The sequence below is a fragment of the Rhodoferax sp. XS2R6 genome, assembly GCF_056521365.1.
Genome location: NZ_JBWMAY010000002.1, coordinates 391,433 through 404,657, shown reverse-complemented (window position 1 = coordinate 404,657; position 13,225 = coordinate 391,433). Strand labels below are relative to the sequence as shown.

The window sequence follows — 13,225 nt, the reverse complement described above, 5'->3', positions numbered from 1 at the left end:
GCCCCACGCTCCCCCACAAGCCGGCTTTTGCCGGCTTTTTTGCGCGCATTCAATTGCCCACGCAATATCAGCCTTGACAATATTTGCTTAGGCAATTAATATTTGCCCCATGTCCAAACCCAGCACACCTTCGTTCTATCACCCTGACAGCTACCGGCCGGAAGACAGCGTGGGCTATCTGATGCGCAACATCATCAGCCACGTCTCCCAAGCCGTAGACCGCAAGCTCGCCCATACCGAGCTGACCCATGCGCAGTGGATTCCACTCTTCAAGCTGTACAACAAGAGTGCCTCTACGGTGGCGGAATTGGCCCGCGCTTGCGAGATTGACAACGGCGCCACCACCCGCATGCTGGACCGCATGGAGGCCAAAGGCCTGTGCCAGCGGGTACGGTCCGAGCAAGACCGCCGGGTCGTCAACCTGGAGCTCACGCCTGCCGGCAATGCTGCGGCAGCCGATATCCCGCGCATCCTGAGCGACGTGCAAAACGCCCACCTCGAAGGCTTTACCCAGGAAGAGTTTGACAACCTGCGCGGCTACTTGCAGCGCATCCTGGACAACGCCCAACGCATCAAAGCCGCCAACGGCACCGCTGCCAACCCCACCTCTCACGATAGCGAAGCCCCTCATGTCTGACACCACCAACCCCACTTCCCCCGCGCTGCGCTGGAGCCGTTTTGCGCTCAGTGCCATCGCCCTCGCGTCGTTGACCGCCTGCGCCAATTTCTCCGGCATCTTTTCGCAGGCCAAACCCGTGGCGGCCCAGCAGGCGGGCCTGTCGACCCAGGCCATTCCCACCGACAGCGTGGCGCTGGACAGCCAATGGTGGAAAGCCTATGGCGATGCGCAGCTGAACCAGTTGGTGGACCAGGCCCTGGCCCACAACCCCAGCCTGCGCGTGGCCCAGGCCCGGGTGCAGCGTGTGATGGCCTCCATCGACAACGCCGATGCCGCCAGCGCCCCCCAACTGAGCGCCGGGCTGGACGCCACCCGCCAGCTCTACACCCGCAATGGCCTGGTGCCCGCCCCGATAGCCGGTAGTGAGCGCGAGATTGCCACCCTGCAGGCCTCGGGCAACTGGGAGCTCGATCTGTTTGGTAAGAACCGCGCTGCGCTGGATGCGGCCATTGGCCAAAGCCGCGCCGCCCAGGCAGACGCCCAGGCCGCCCGCATGCTGCTGGCCAGCAATGTGGCGCGCAACTACTTCCAGTGGATGCGTATCCAGGGTCAGCTGGAGGTGGCACAACGCACCCTGGCCCAGCGCCAGCAGACGCAGCAGCTGGTGAAAGACCGCCTGCAAGCCGGCCTGGATACGCAGCTGGAACTCCAACAAAGCGAGAGTGGCCTGCCCGATGCCCGCTTCCAGATCGAAGCCCTGAAAGAACAGGAAGCCTTGCTGCTGAATGCCCTGGCCGCGCTCACTTCACAACAAAACAAGCCTCTAGTGCTCACCAGTATTGCGCCAGCAGCTATTAATTCAGTAGCAAATGCGCAGACCAAGGTGCAAGCGGTGCCACTGGACCTGCTGGGCCGCCGGGCCGATGTGGTGGCTGCGCGCTGGCGCGTCGAAGCGGCTACCCGCGACGTCGACAACGCCAAGACCCTGTTCTACCCCAACATCAACCTGACCGCTTTCGCCGGCTTCTCCAGCATTGGTTTTGACAAGCTGGTGCAAAGCAGCAGCACGCAGTGGGGGGTGGGCCCGGCCATCCGCCTGCCCTTGTTTGAAGGGGGCCGCCTGCGCGCCAACCTCAAGGGCAAGACCGCCGACTTGGACGCCGCGATCGAGACCTACAACGCCGCCGTCGTCGACGCGGTGCGGGACGTGGCCGACCAGTTGGCCTCCACCCAAGCTATTGCCCGCCAACAGACCGAACAAAAAGCGGCACAACACGCGGCCGAAGCGGCCTACGCCATTGCCGTTCAACGCTACGAAGCGGGTTTGGGCAACTACCTGAACGTACTCAACACCGAAACCGCCGTGCTGGCCCAACGCAAGCTCGGCGTGGACCTGGCTGGCCGCAGCGTGGACACGCAGATCCAGCTGATCCGTGCCCTGGGCGGTGGATTCAACGACACCTCCTCCGACACCAGTACCGCACAGGCTAACCACCACGCCGCCCGCTAAACACCCCATACACCGACCGAACCCGATTGAAAGACCGCACCATGAGCACACCCTCCACCCCCATCGCATCCGCTCCCGCCGGCAACCCCGCCCGTAAAAAAGCACTGACCGTCCTCTCCATCGTCGTCCTGCTGGGCCTGGCCTACGGCGGCTTCGAGTACTACGGCGCCCGCCACTCAGAAGAAACCGACAACGCCTATGTGCAGGGCAATGTCATCCAGATCACCCCGCAGGTGGGTGGCACCGTCACCGCCATCATGGCCGACGACACCGACTTTGTGAAAGCGGGCCAGGCGCTGGTGAAGCTGGACCCGGCCGACGCCAAGGTTGCGCTGGACCAAGCCGAAGCCAACCTGGCCCAAGCCGTGCGCCAGGTGCGCACCCTGTATGCCAACAACGGCAGCCTGTCCGCCCAGGTGACTCTGCGGGAGTCCGACATTGCAAAGGCGCAGACCGAAATCGCCCGCGCCACCGACGACCTGAACCGCCGCCAGGCCCTGTCGGGCAACGGCGCCGTGTCCAAGGAAGAGCTCAACCATGCCAAGTCGCAACTGGCCTCCGCCCAAAACACCCTGGCTGCGGCCCAGGCTGGCGTCGCCGCTGCCCGCGAACAACTCAACAGCAACCAGCCCCTGACCGAAGGCACCAGCGTGGAAAACCACCCCAGTGTGATGGCTGCTTCTGCCAAGGTGCGCGAGGCCTTTCTGGCGCTGCACCGTGCGGAGCTGCCCGCCCCGGTGGATGGGTACGTGGCCAAACGCACGGTACAGCTGGGCCAACGCGTGGCCGCCGGTGCCCCGCTGATGGCCATCATCCCGCTCAACCAAGTGTGGGTGGATGCCAACTTCAAGGAAGTGCAGCTGCGCAACATCCGCATCGGCCAGCCGGTCAAACTCACCGCCGACCTGTACGGCAAAAAGATGGAATACCAGGGCACCGTGGCCGGCCTGGGTGTGGGTACCGGCGCAGCCTTCTCGCTGCTGCCCGCCCAAAATGCCACTGGCAACTGGATCAAGGTGGTGCAACGTGTGCCGGTGCGGGTGGCGCTGGATGCAGCGCAACTGGCGCAGAACCCGCTGCGCGTAGGCCTGTCCATGGAAGCCACGGTGGACGTGACCGACCAGAGCGGCAAGTCCCTGGCCGATGCCCCCCGCACCGCCTCCGCAACGCAAACCGATGTGTACACCGTGCTCGACCAGCAGGCCAACGATGAAGTGCGCAAGGTCATTGCCGCCAACCTGGGCCGGGGCGCCAAGCCCAACGTCCACGCTGCCGCCACCACCGCAGCCGGTGTGTAAAGCCCCATTGCGCCCAGCCCCCACCACGACCGCCCCATGAGTTCTACCGCCTCTTACACCGCGCCCGCGCCCTTAGAGGGTTCGGCGCGCCTGTGGGGCACGATTGCCTTGTCAGCCGCCACGTTCATGAACGTGCTGGACTCGTCGATTGCCAACGTGTCCCTGCCCGCCATCGCTGGCGATCTCGGTGTCAGCTCCAACCAGGGCACCTGGGTGATCACCAGCTTTGGTGTGGCCAACGCCATCGCCCTGCCCCTGACGGGCTGGCTCTCGCAACGCTTCGGCCAGGTCCGCCTGTTCGTGACCAGCGTGTTGTTGTTTGTACTGTCCAGCTGGCTGTGCGGCATTGCGCCCAACATGCCTTTTTTGATTGGCGCCCGCGCGCTGCAAGGTTTTGTGGCCGGCCCCATGATGCCGCTGGCACAAACGCTGCTGCTCTCCAGCTACCCGCCGGCCCTGGCCGGGCTGGCCATGGCGCTCTGGGCGATGACCACGCTGGTGGCGCCCGTGATGGGGCCGCTGCTGGGTGGCTGGATCACCGACAACGCCCACTGGGGGTGGATCTTCTTCATTAACGTGCCCATCGGTCTTATTGCAGGCTTCATCACCTGGAGCATCTTCCACAAACGCGAAACGCCCACCCGCAAACTGCCGATTGACACCGTGGGCCTGGCCCTGCTGGTGATTGCCGTGACGGCCATCCAGATGATGCTGGACCGTGGCAAGGAGCTGGACTGGTTCCACTCCAACGAAATCATTGCGCTGACCGTGCTCTCGGTGATTGCCTTCGCTTTCCTGATTGCCTGGGAGCTAACCGACGAACACCCAGTGGTGGACCTGAAACTGTTCAAGCAGCGAAACTTTCTGACCGGCACCGTGGCCATGTCGATTGCCTACGGCCTGTTCATGGGCAACATCGTGCTGCTGCCGCTGTGGTTGCAAAGTTTCATGGGTTACACCGCCACGCAGGCGGGCATGCTAATGGCGCCGGTGGGCTTGTTTGCGATCATCCTCTCACCCATCATCGGCAAAAACATCGCCAAGTTCGACACCCGAAGGCTGGCCACCATCGCCTTTCTGGTATTTGCCCTGGTGCTGTGGATGCGTTCACAGTTCAGCACGCTGTCGGACTTCAACACCATGATGATTCCGACGCTGATCCAGGGCATTGCGCTGGCGCTGTTTTTCATCCCGCTGACCAGCATCATCCTGGGAGGCTTGCCGGGTGACAAGATCGCCTCGGCCTCGGGCCTCAGTAGTTTCTTCCGGGTGTTGTTTGGCTCCTTCGGTACCTCCATCTCAGTCACCGTGTGGCAAGACCGCACCACCCTGCACCACGCACAGCTCACCGAGTCGATCAACCAGGGCAATGCAGCATCGAATAGCGCCCTGGCGGGTTTGCATGCGGCAGGCCTGAGCACCGAGCAGGCCTTCAGCCAGATCAACCGGATGATCGACCAGCAGGCCGCGACGCTGGCGGCCAACGATGTGTTCTACGCATCGGCCCTGATCTTTGTGGCGTTGATTCCTCTGGTGTGGTTGTCACGCCCTGCCAAGACTGGCGGCGGCGCAGCGGCCGATGCTGCAGCCGCAGCGCATTGATACCCAGGCTTGCACGCGACCATAAAAAACGGGGCCTAGGCCCCGTTTTTTGATTCCTGAAATCCTGCTCAGCCCAGTTCTGGGCCGTTGGATGTTGCTGCCGTTCGGCTGGTACGGCTCGCGCCGTTGTTCACCGACCAGGGAATGCTGGCCGGCTTGTCCAGCGGGGCCACCTTGGCCAGCAAGGCTTGCCAGAAGAAGCCGCTCTGGATCGCAATCACCGCAAACAGCATGTAACTCTGCGAGCTGGAGGCCAACCACAGGTTGTAGGTGGGCATAAAAACAAAAGGCGACACCAGCAGCGGCAGCACGATGCGCAGCACCTGCATGGACTCGATGCCCTTGCCCATGTTGAACAGGTCCCAATAATAGTTGGTGAACATGCCCAGAATCATCCAGCACACCAGATGCCATGCGTACACGATGCTGTGGTTGCGCACCAGCAGCGTGATCCAGGCTTGTGAGCCCTCATCCGCATTAACAATCAGGACCATGAAGGTCCCCGTGGTGAGGAACACCACGAAGTAGATGAACATCAGGAATTTGAGCGCTCTGGACATGTTTTCCCCGGGTTTGAAATAGCAAAAGTATCTTACCCGCTGTCAGGTGCTGCTCAGAGCAGGGGAACCCCTGTTTTCTCCTGCAATTCCTCACGTGTCACGCCCGGTGCCAACTCCACCACTTTCAGGCCTTCGGGGGTCACGTCCATGACGGCCAGGTCGGTGATGATGCGGTCCACCACACCCACGCCGGTCAGCGGCAGGGTGCATTGGGGCAGGATTTTCAGGTCGGTGGTGCCGTCTTTCTTCTTGGCCACGTGTTCCATCAGCACGATCACACGCTTCACGCCCGCCACCAGATCCATGGCGCCGCCCATGCCTTTGACCATCTTGCCGGGAATCATCCAATTGGCCAGGTCGCCCTTGGCGCTGACCTGCATGGCCCCCAGGATGGACAGGTTGATCTTGCCGCCGCGGATCATGGCAAAACTCTCGTGGCTGCCAAAAATGCTGCTGCCCTTGATGGTGGTCACGGTTTGTTTGCCCGCGTTGATCAGGTCGGCGTCCACCTCGTCTTCGGTGGGGAACGGGCCAATGCCCAGCATGCCGTTCTCACTCTGCAGCCACACTTCTTTGTCGGCGGGCACATGGTTGGCCACCAGCGTGGGGATACCGATGCCGAGGTTCACATAAAAGCCGTCTTCCAGCTCGTGGGCCGCGCGGGCCGCCATTTGGTCTTGGTTCCAGGCCATGGTCAGACTCCTTCTTTCGGGGTGATGGTGCGTTTCTCGATGCGCTTTTCGGGCTTGGCGTTGAGCACAATGCGGTGCACATAAATACCGGGCAGGTGCACCTGGTCGGGCGCGATGTCACCGGTTTCCACAATCTCTTCCACTTCCACCACGGTGATCTTGCCGGCCATGGCCGCTGCGGGGTTGAAGTTGCGGGCTGTGAAACGGAATTGCAGGTTGCCGGATTTGTCCGCCCGGTGCGCCTTCACCAGCGCCACATCGGGCACCAGGGCACGTTCCATCACATAAGTCTCGCCGTCAAACTCGCGCAGCTCCTTGCCGTCGGCCACGATGGTGCCCACCCCGGTTTTGGTAAAGAACGCCGGAATGCCCGCACCACCGGCGCGCAACTTCTCGGCCAGCGTGCCCTGGGGCGTGAACTCCAACTCCAGCTCGCCTGCCAGGTACTGGCGTTCAAACTCTTTGTTCTCCCCCACATACGAAGAAATCATCTTCTTGATCTGACGCGTTTCCAGCAGCTTGCCCAGGCCAAAGCCGTCCACGCCTGCGTTGTTGGAAATCGCGGTCAGGTTCTTGGCGCCACTGTCGCGCAGCGCGTCAATCAGCGCCTCGGGAATACCGCACAGGCCAAAGCCGCCCACGGCCAGCAGCTGGCCGTCCTTCACGATGCCTTCAAGTGCCTTGGCGGCACTGGGATAGATCTTGTTCACAGCAGGTCTCCATAAAAAGAAGCAACGGCCGTACGATACTACGTATGACCCTACGTAGTTCCCCGTAAAGCGCAACCCTATGGACATTGACTACCGCCTCGCGTTCGACATGGCCCCGGTGGGCCTGGCGCTCTCGCGCAACCGCACCATGGTGGATTGCAACCAGCGCCTGTGTGACATGTTTGGTGCCGAACGGACGCAGCTCATCGGCCAGTCCTTCCAGGTGCTCTACCCCAGCGCCGACGAGTACGAACGTATTGGTGCGCGCATGGTCCCCATCCTCAACCGCAACGGCACTTACGCCGACGACCGCATCATGAAACGGCTAGAAGGCCGCTTCAAGGGCGAGACCTTTTGGTGCCACGTGACTGGGCGGGCATTGAACCGCGATGCCCCCCACGAAGCCGGCATCTGGAGTTTTGAGGACCTGAGCGCCCGCCGCCCCGTCAAAGCCGAACTGACGCCCCGCGAACGCGAGGTGGCGGCCCACCTGATGCAGGGTCTGACCTCCAAACACATTGGTAAAACACTGGACATCAGTCACCGCACGGTGGAGATTTACCGCGCCCGGTTGATGCGCAAGTACAAGGCCTCCACCACCGCCGACCTGGTACACAAGCTCATGTCAGGCAGCTAGGCGCGGCTCACAGGTGCAGGCTGCGCTGCACCAGCCCGACAGCAATCGTCCACATCATGCCGGCCACCAGCAGGTCCAGCAGGCGCCAAGCCAGCGGCTTGGTAAACAAGGGCGTGAGCACCCGCGCGCCATAACCCAGCGCAACAAACCAGGCCGTGCTGGCACAGGCCGCGCCCAGTAAAAACGCGCCCTGTGTGCCAGCCGGCTGCTTGGCCCCCACCGCGCCCACCAGAATCACCGTGTCCAGGTACACATGGGGGTTGAGCAGGCTCAGGGACAAGGTCTGCGCCACCATGCGGGACGCCGACACCGGCACACCGGCAGCCGCCGTTTGCAGCGCTGCGGGCTGCAAGGCCCGGCGCAAGGCCAGGGCGCCATACACCGCCAGCACCACAGCCCCCAGCAAGCCCAGCGCATCCAGCGCGCCGGGGTACTGGCCCAACGACGCTGCGAGCCCGCTCACGCCCAGGGCCATCAGCACCACGTCGAGCAACGTACACACGGCCACCACGGCAGCCACATGCTCGCGGCGCAGGCCCTGGCGCAACACATGCGTGTTCTGGGCGCCAATGGCCATGATGAGCGACAGGCTGAGCGTCAACCCGGTGAGGAAAACAGAGAAGCTGAAGGAAGAAGACATGCCCGCAGTATCGCCATGCCAAGCACTGCAGACTACTGAAACCTGCTAATGTAGAAACAGTATTACTTAACTTAAACCACTATGCTCGACACTGCCCTGCTGGCCACTGTGGCCGCTGTGGTGCGCGAAGGCAGCTTTGAGCGCGCCGCCCGCACCCTGCACATCACACCCTCTGCCGTGTCCCAACGCATCCGCCTGGCCGAGGAACGTGTGGGCACCGTGCTGGTGGTGCGCGGCCAGCCCTGCACGCCCACCGAAGCCGGCGCCCGCCTGTGCCGCCATGCCGACACCGTGGCCCTGCTGGAGAACGACCTGCGCCGCGACATGCCCGCGCTGCGGCAGGACGACGCAGCGGCGCCCCACACCACCATCCGCATTGCCATCAACGCCGACAGCCTGGCCACCTGGTTTGTACCCACCATGCAGAAGTTTTGTGAAACGGGTACCCCGCTGCTGGACATTGCGCTAGACGACCAGGACAAAACCAGCGAATGGCTGCGCCGCGGCCAGGTGCTGGCGGCGGTGACCTCACTGGCCAAACCGGTACAAGGCTGCCGCAGCCGCAAGCTGGGCGCACTGCGTTACTGCGCCACGGCATCGCCCGCGTTTGTGCAGCGCTGGTTTGCCACGGGCGTGAACACCGAGGCCCTGGCCCGCGCGCCCAGCCTGGTGTTTGACCGCAACGACCGCCTGCAAGAGCAATGGGTACGCCGCGTGGTGCGCAAAGACCTGGCCCTGCCAGCCCACCGCATGCCCTCGTCCCAGGCGTTTATCGACGGGGCACTGGCAGGCATTGGCTGGGGCATGAACCCGCTGGCGCTGGTACAGGAGCACTTGGCTGCGGGTCGCTTGGTAGAGCTGCTGCCGGACCGGCCTTTGGACATTCCGCTGTATTGGCAGGTGGCCAAGTTGCCCTTGCCCGAATTGGCGCGGTTGAGCCAGTGTGTGCTGGCGACTGCGGGGCGGGTGTTGGTGGGGTGAGGCTGCCCTTGGGCTTCGGTTGGATTTAGTTGGTTGGGTGGGACCGCTTTTTTTGACACCCACTCCCCCAGCCCCTCGCCCCGTCGGCGAGGGGAGCCTTTTCAACAGCCGATTTTGAAGTCTCCCTCCGGCCACGGTGCTACAAAAGGACTGTCGCCAGCGGGTGGGTACGCCACGGCCAGTGCCAACGGTTGTAGTGCTTCGCATGGGCCGGCACTCCGCCACTGGCGTGCGTAGCCGCCAGCGTTGGCAAACAGACATCGCCGAGGTATCCACAACCGTAAGCACTGGCCGTAGAGCCAAGTGACAGTGGCGACCTAACCCCGTAGCCACGTAACCGGCGCGCAAGAACAAAATATGGCTGTTAAAAGCTCCCCTCGCCGACGGGGCGAGGGGCTGGGGGAGTGGGTGTCAAAAAAAGCAGTCCGGGCACACCCAAAAATCAGCCCGGCTGAGGCCCGTCATACCCCTCAATCACAATCACATCCGCCGTAGCCGCCCCCACCCGGCAGTCCCTTGCCGCCTGGTACTCAGCCGAATTCCAGCAATCCAGCGCCGCCTGGTAACTCGGAAATTCAATCAACACATTGCGACTGCGCGCCGTGCCCTCCACCGCCTCAAACGCGCCCGAGCGCACCAAAAAGCGCGCGCCGTATTTGGCAAACGCCACCGCGTTGGCGGTGATGTAAGTCTTGTACTTCTCAGGGTCGGTCACATCCACACGCGCCACCCAATAACCTTTGCTCATCCGTTGGTCTCCTTGTTTCAAATCAGGTTGCGCATGGCGCGTGCGGTTTCCTGCAGCACGGGCAACACGCGGTTCACCGCATCGTCGGTCGACTCATTGCCCATGGGCATGGTCACATTCAGCGCCCCCACCAGCACGCTGTGCCGGTCCATCAGCGGCACGGCCACGCCGCGGTGGTTCAGCTCAAGCTGCTGCTCCGACACTGCCCAGCCCTGCATACGGATGCGTGCCAGTTCCACACGCAGGCGGTCTTTGCTGGCAATGCTGTGGGAGGTGTAGGCGCGCAGTTCGCGGGCCGTAATCCAGCGGTCCAGCCACTCGGGGTCACGCATGGACAGTAACAACATGCCCGCGGCGGTTACCTGCGCCGGCACGCGCGCGCCCAGCACATACCCCGTGTTCATGGTGCGGTTGGTGCCGTTGCGGGCGATGTAGACGATGTCGTCACCATCCATCACACACACGTAGGCAATCTCTTGGGTGCCCGCCGTCACCCGCTGCAAAAACGGCTGCACGATGCGCGGCAGCCGTGCCGACTCCAGGTACGACTGGCCCAGGCGCAACACACGCGGGGTCAGCCAAAACAGCTTGCCGTCGGTGGCCACATAGCCCAGGTACTGCAGGGTGAGTAGGTAACGGCGCGCGGCGGTGCGTGTCATGCCACAGCGCTCGCCGGCCTGGCTGGCGGTCATGCGCGGGTGGGCATCGTCAAAGGTTTCGATGATGGACAGGCCCTTCTCCAGCCCGGCAATCCAGTCTTTCTTGTCCAGCCCGGGCAACTCGGGTTCAGTCAGGGCGGGTGGCGTGTTGGCAGTGCTTGGCATGGGCCAAATTCTGGGGGGCTACACCCACCGTTCACCCTAGTGATAACCCGCATTACGAACGATCATCGAACAAACATGTTCGATAAACGATCTTTTTAGGTAGATTTTGCTTTTTAAAACCATTGGTGATGGCTAAAGTTCGCTCCGAAATCGCCAAATTGATCGACAACCGTACATTCTTATGCACTCCGCCGCCACATCCGCTCTCTCGGGCACTACCGACGTGTATTTGATCGTCGGCCACCCCGTGGCGCAGGTGCAGGCGCCCGCCCTGTTCAACGCCGTGTTTGCCCGCGCGGGCCTCAATGCGGTGATGGTGCCGGTGCAGATTGCGCCTGCTCAGGTGCTGGAATTTGTGAAGGCTGCGTTCCTGGCCCCCAATATCCGAGGCCTGTGCGCCACCATTCCGCACAAAACCGTGCTGGCCGAGTGGGTGGACGACTGCAGCCCCATGGGCCGCATTGCCGGCGCCGTGAACGCGGTGCGCCGCCACGCCGACGGACGGCTTGAAGGCGCCCTGTTTGATGGCCAGGGCCTGCGCGCTGCACTGGACTACTTTGGCATGGCCTACGCCAGCCGGCGCGTGCTGGTGTTGGGCGCGGGGGGTGCCGCCGCCGCCATTGCCACGGAGCTGGCCTGCGCCATGCCGGGCGCTGCGGCCCACGTGAGCCTGTTTGATCCAGTAGCCGGCAAAGCCCAGGCGGTAGCCAGCCGTATTGCCCGCCACACCCCCGCCCAGGTGCTGGCCGCTAGCAGCAGCGACCCCGCCGGGTTTGACCTGGTGATCAACGCCAGCCCACTGGGCCTGCAGCCGGACGACGCCTTGCCCTGCGACGTATTGCGCATGGAGCCCCACGCGGCGGTGATGGACATTGTGATGAAACACCAGCCCAGCCCCTGGGTGCGCGCGGCCCGGGCCCGAGGCCTGTTGGCCCAGCCCGGTTTTGAAATGCTGATCCAGCAAACCGTGCCCTACCTGGAGTTTTTTGGCCAACACGCTGCCGCCGAACTGGTGCGCACCGACGCCACCTTTCTGCGCGAACAGATTTACCCGAGCACGCTGCGCAGCGAAATCCGCGGGCGCGAGCCGCACCTGCTGATCCCTGCGCTGCTCTGACGCCATCCCCCACCGCTTTTCACCCTGGCATTCTTATTTATTCAACCGAGGAGACAATGACATGCAAAAACGAAATACTCTCAAATTGATAGCTGCTTGCGCAATGCTGATGGGGGCTAGCGCCTCTTTTGGTCAAGAAACTATCAAAATCGCCAACATTGTGGAGCTGTCCGGCGGCGGTGCCACGGCCGGCACCAACTTCAAAAACGGCGTGGAACTGGCCGTGAAAGAAATCAACGCGGCGGGTGGCATTCTGGGCAAGAAGATCCAGACCATCACCTCCGACACGCAAAGCAACCCCGGCGTGGCCAAGGGCCTGACCCAAAAGGCCGTGGATGACGAGGTGTTTGCCATCTTCGGCCCCGTGTTCTCCGGCTCCATCATGGTGTCCATGGCCGAGAGCCGCAAGGCCGAGATCCCCAACTTCACCGGTGGCGAGGCGGCCAGCATCACCATGCAGGGCAACCCCTACATCTTCCGCACCAGCTTCACCCAGGCCACCGCCATGCCCAAGGTGGCGCGTTACATCAGCGACCAGGCCAAGCTCAAGACCTTGGCCGTCATTTATGTGAACAATGACTTCGGCAAGGGTGGCCTGGACATGATCAAGAAGGCGCTGGACAAGTCGCCCACCAAGATCGTCACCGAAATCTCCACCGACTCGGGTCAGGTCGACTTCTCGGCCGCCGTGCTCAAGGCCAAACAAAGCAATGCCGACGGCGTGTTCGTCTACTCCAACGAAGAAGAGTCGGCCCGCATGCTGCGCGAGTTCCGCAAACAAGGCTGGAACAAACCCATCATTGGCGAAACCACCCTGACCGGCCAAAAGGTCATTGAGCTGGCCGGCGAAGCCGCCAACGGCGCGATTGCCCACGTGGGCCTGACCGTGGACGCCCCGCTGCCCGCGATCCGCGCGTTCCGCGCCAAGTTCGAGCGTGACTACAAATATGTGTCCGACCACAACGGCATGAAGGGTTACTCTGGCATCTATGTGCTCAAGGCTGCCATCGAAAAGGTGGGCAAGCTCGACCGCAAGGCCGTGGCCAACGCGCTGCACAGCCTGGTGGTCACCACCGACAAGGAGCCCGGCATCCTGATGAACGTGGCCTTTGACCAGAACGGCGACCTGGACCGCGAGAGTTTCCTGGTGGAAGTGAAAAACGGCCAGCAAGTGGTGGTGGCCACGCTGCCCCCACTGAACCCCATGGCGATCAACAAACCCGCGGCTGCGGCCAAACCCGCCGCCCCGGCCAAGAAATAAGCCTGCGCCTGAACGCCCAACGCGCC

At 62.8% G+C, this 13,225-nt stretch carries 14 protein-coding genes; 8 read left to right on the top strand and 6 right to left on the bottom strand.

Annotation, left to right across the window (positions count from 1 at the left end):
* Positions 1–109: 109 nt before the first annotated feature.
* The 4 genes from AC097A_RS08400 to AC097A_RS08385 are packed head-to-tail and all read left to right on the top strand — an operon-like array spanning position 110 to position 5,029.
* On the top strand, positions 110–637 hold the full coding sequence (locus AC097A_RS08400) for a MarR family winged helix-turn-helix transcriptional regulator (protein WP_479620486.1): 528 nt from the start codon (positions 110–112) through the stop codon (positions 635–637).
* Complete coding sequence (locus AC097A_RS08395) at positions 630–2,129, top strand: efflux transporter outer membrane subunit (protein WP_479620485.1); 1,500 nt, start codon at positions 630–632, stop codon at positions 2,127–2,129. The genes AC097A_RS08400 and AC097A_RS08395 overlap by 8 nt, the downstream gene beginning before the upstream one ends.
* A 41-nt stretch (positions 2,130–2,170) precedes the next feature.
* Positions 2,171–3,427: an EmrA/EmrK family multidrug efflux transporter periplasmic adaptor subunit gene (locus AC097A_RS08390; RefSeq protein WP_479620484.1), complete on the top strand. Its 1,257-nt coding sequence runs from the start codon at positions 2,171–2,173 to the stop codon at positions 3,425–3,427.
* Between the two features lie 36 nt (positions 3,428–3,463).
* Entirely contained in the window at positions 3,464–5,029 is a 1,566-nt protein-coding gene (locus AC097A_RS08385) for a DHA2 family efflux MFS transporter permease subunit (protein WP_105260482.1), read from the top strand.
* Between the two features lie 68 nt (positions 5,030–5,097).
* Here the strand turns inward: AC097A_RS08385 and AC097A_RS08380 are convergent, their stop codons facing one another.
* The 3 genes from AC097A_RS08380 to AC097A_RS08370 are packed head-to-tail and all read right to left on the bottom strand — an operon-like array spanning position 5,098 to position 6,991.
* A complete protein-coding gene (locus AC097A_RS08380; protein ID WP_105260481.1) occupies positions 5,098–5,589 on the bottom strand; it encodes a hypothetical protein in 492 nt (163 codons plus the stop codon).
* Between the two features lie 53 nt (positions 5,590–5,642).
* On the bottom strand, positions 5,643–6,281 hold the full coding sequence (locus AC097A_RS08375; RefSeq protein ID WP_315480087.1) for a CoA transferase subunit B: 639 nt from the start codon (positions 6,279–6,281) through the stop codon (positions 5,643–5,645).
* Between the two features lie 2 nt (positions 6,282–6,283).
* Positions 6,284–6,991 carry a CoA transferase subunit A gene (locus AC097A_RS08370; RefSeq protein ID WP_479620483.1) on the bottom strand — a complete coding sequence of 236 codons (708 nt, stop codon included), beginning with the start codon at positions 6,989–6,991 and terminating at the stop codon, positions 6,284–6,286.
* Between the two features lie 79 nt (positions 6,992–7,070).
* Between AC097A_RS08370 and AC097A_RS08365 the strand changes: the two genes are divergently transcribed.
* On the top strand, positions 7,071–7,628 hold the full coding sequence (locus tag AC097A_RS08365; protein ID WP_105260478.1) for a PAS and helix-turn-helix domain-containing protein: 558 nt from the start codon (positions 7,071–7,073) through the stop codon (positions 7,626–7,628).
* Between the two features lie 7 nt (positions 7,629–7,635).
* On the opposite strand, the gene AC097A_RS08360 is transcribed toward AC097A_RS08365, so the two are convergent.
* Positions 7,636–8,268 carry a LysE/ArgO family amino acid transporter gene (locus AC097A_RS08360; protein ID WP_479620482.1) on the bottom strand — a complete coding sequence of 211 codons (633 nt, stop codon included), beginning with the start codon at positions 8,266–8,268 and terminating at the stop codon, positions 7,636–7,638.
* An 81-nt stretch (positions 8,269–8,349) separates the two neighbouring features.
* Between AC097A_RS08360 and AC097A_RS08355 the strand changes: the two genes are divergently transcribed.
* A complete protein-coding gene (locus tag AC097A_RS08355) occupies positions 8,350–9,249 on the top strand; it encodes a LysR family transcriptional regulator ArgP (protein WP_479620481.1) in 900 nt (299 codons plus the stop codon).
* Between the two features lie 442 nt (positions 9,250–9,691).
* On the opposite strand, the gene AC097A_RS08350 is transcribed toward AC097A_RS08355, so the two are convergent.
* Both AC097A_RS08350 and AC097A_RS08345 read right to left on the bottom strand, forming a co-directional pair.
* Positions 9,692–9,997 carry a DUF1330 domain-containing protein gene (locus tag AC097A_RS08350; protein ID WP_479620480.1) on the bottom strand — a complete coding sequence of 102 codons (306 nt, stop codon included), beginning with the start codon at positions 9,995–9,997 and terminating at the stop codon, positions 9,692–9,694.
* 17 nt (positions 9,998–10,014) lie between these two features.
* Positions 10,015–10,821: an IclR family transcriptional regulator domain-containing protein gene (locus AC097A_RS08345; RefSeq protein ID WP_105260474.1), complete on the bottom strand. Its 807-nt coding sequence runs from the start codon at positions 10,819–10,821 to the stop codon at positions 10,015–10,017.
* Between the two features lie 181 nt (positions 10,822–11,002).
* Here AC097A_RS08345 and AC097A_RS08340 point away from each other — a divergent pair, with 181 nt between their 5' ends.
* Together AC097A_RS08340 and AC097A_RS08335 are read left to right on the top strand one after the other, a co-directional pair.
* Positions 11,003–11,938 (top strand): shikimate dehydrogenase family protein, encoded by a 936-nt coding sequence (locus tag AC097A_RS08340; RefSeq protein ID WP_479620479.1) that lies wholly within the window; start codon positions 11,003–11,005, stop codon positions 11,936–11,938.
* Between the two features lie 61 nt (positions 11,939–11,999).
* Positions 12,000–13,199 (top strand): ABC transporter substrate-binding protein, encoded by a 1,200-nt coding sequence (locus tag AC097A_RS08335; RefSeq protein WP_315495712.1) that lies wholly within the window; start codon positions 12,000–12,002, stop codon positions 13,197–13,199.
* The last annotated feature ends 26 nt before the right edge of the window (positions 13,200–13,225 follow it).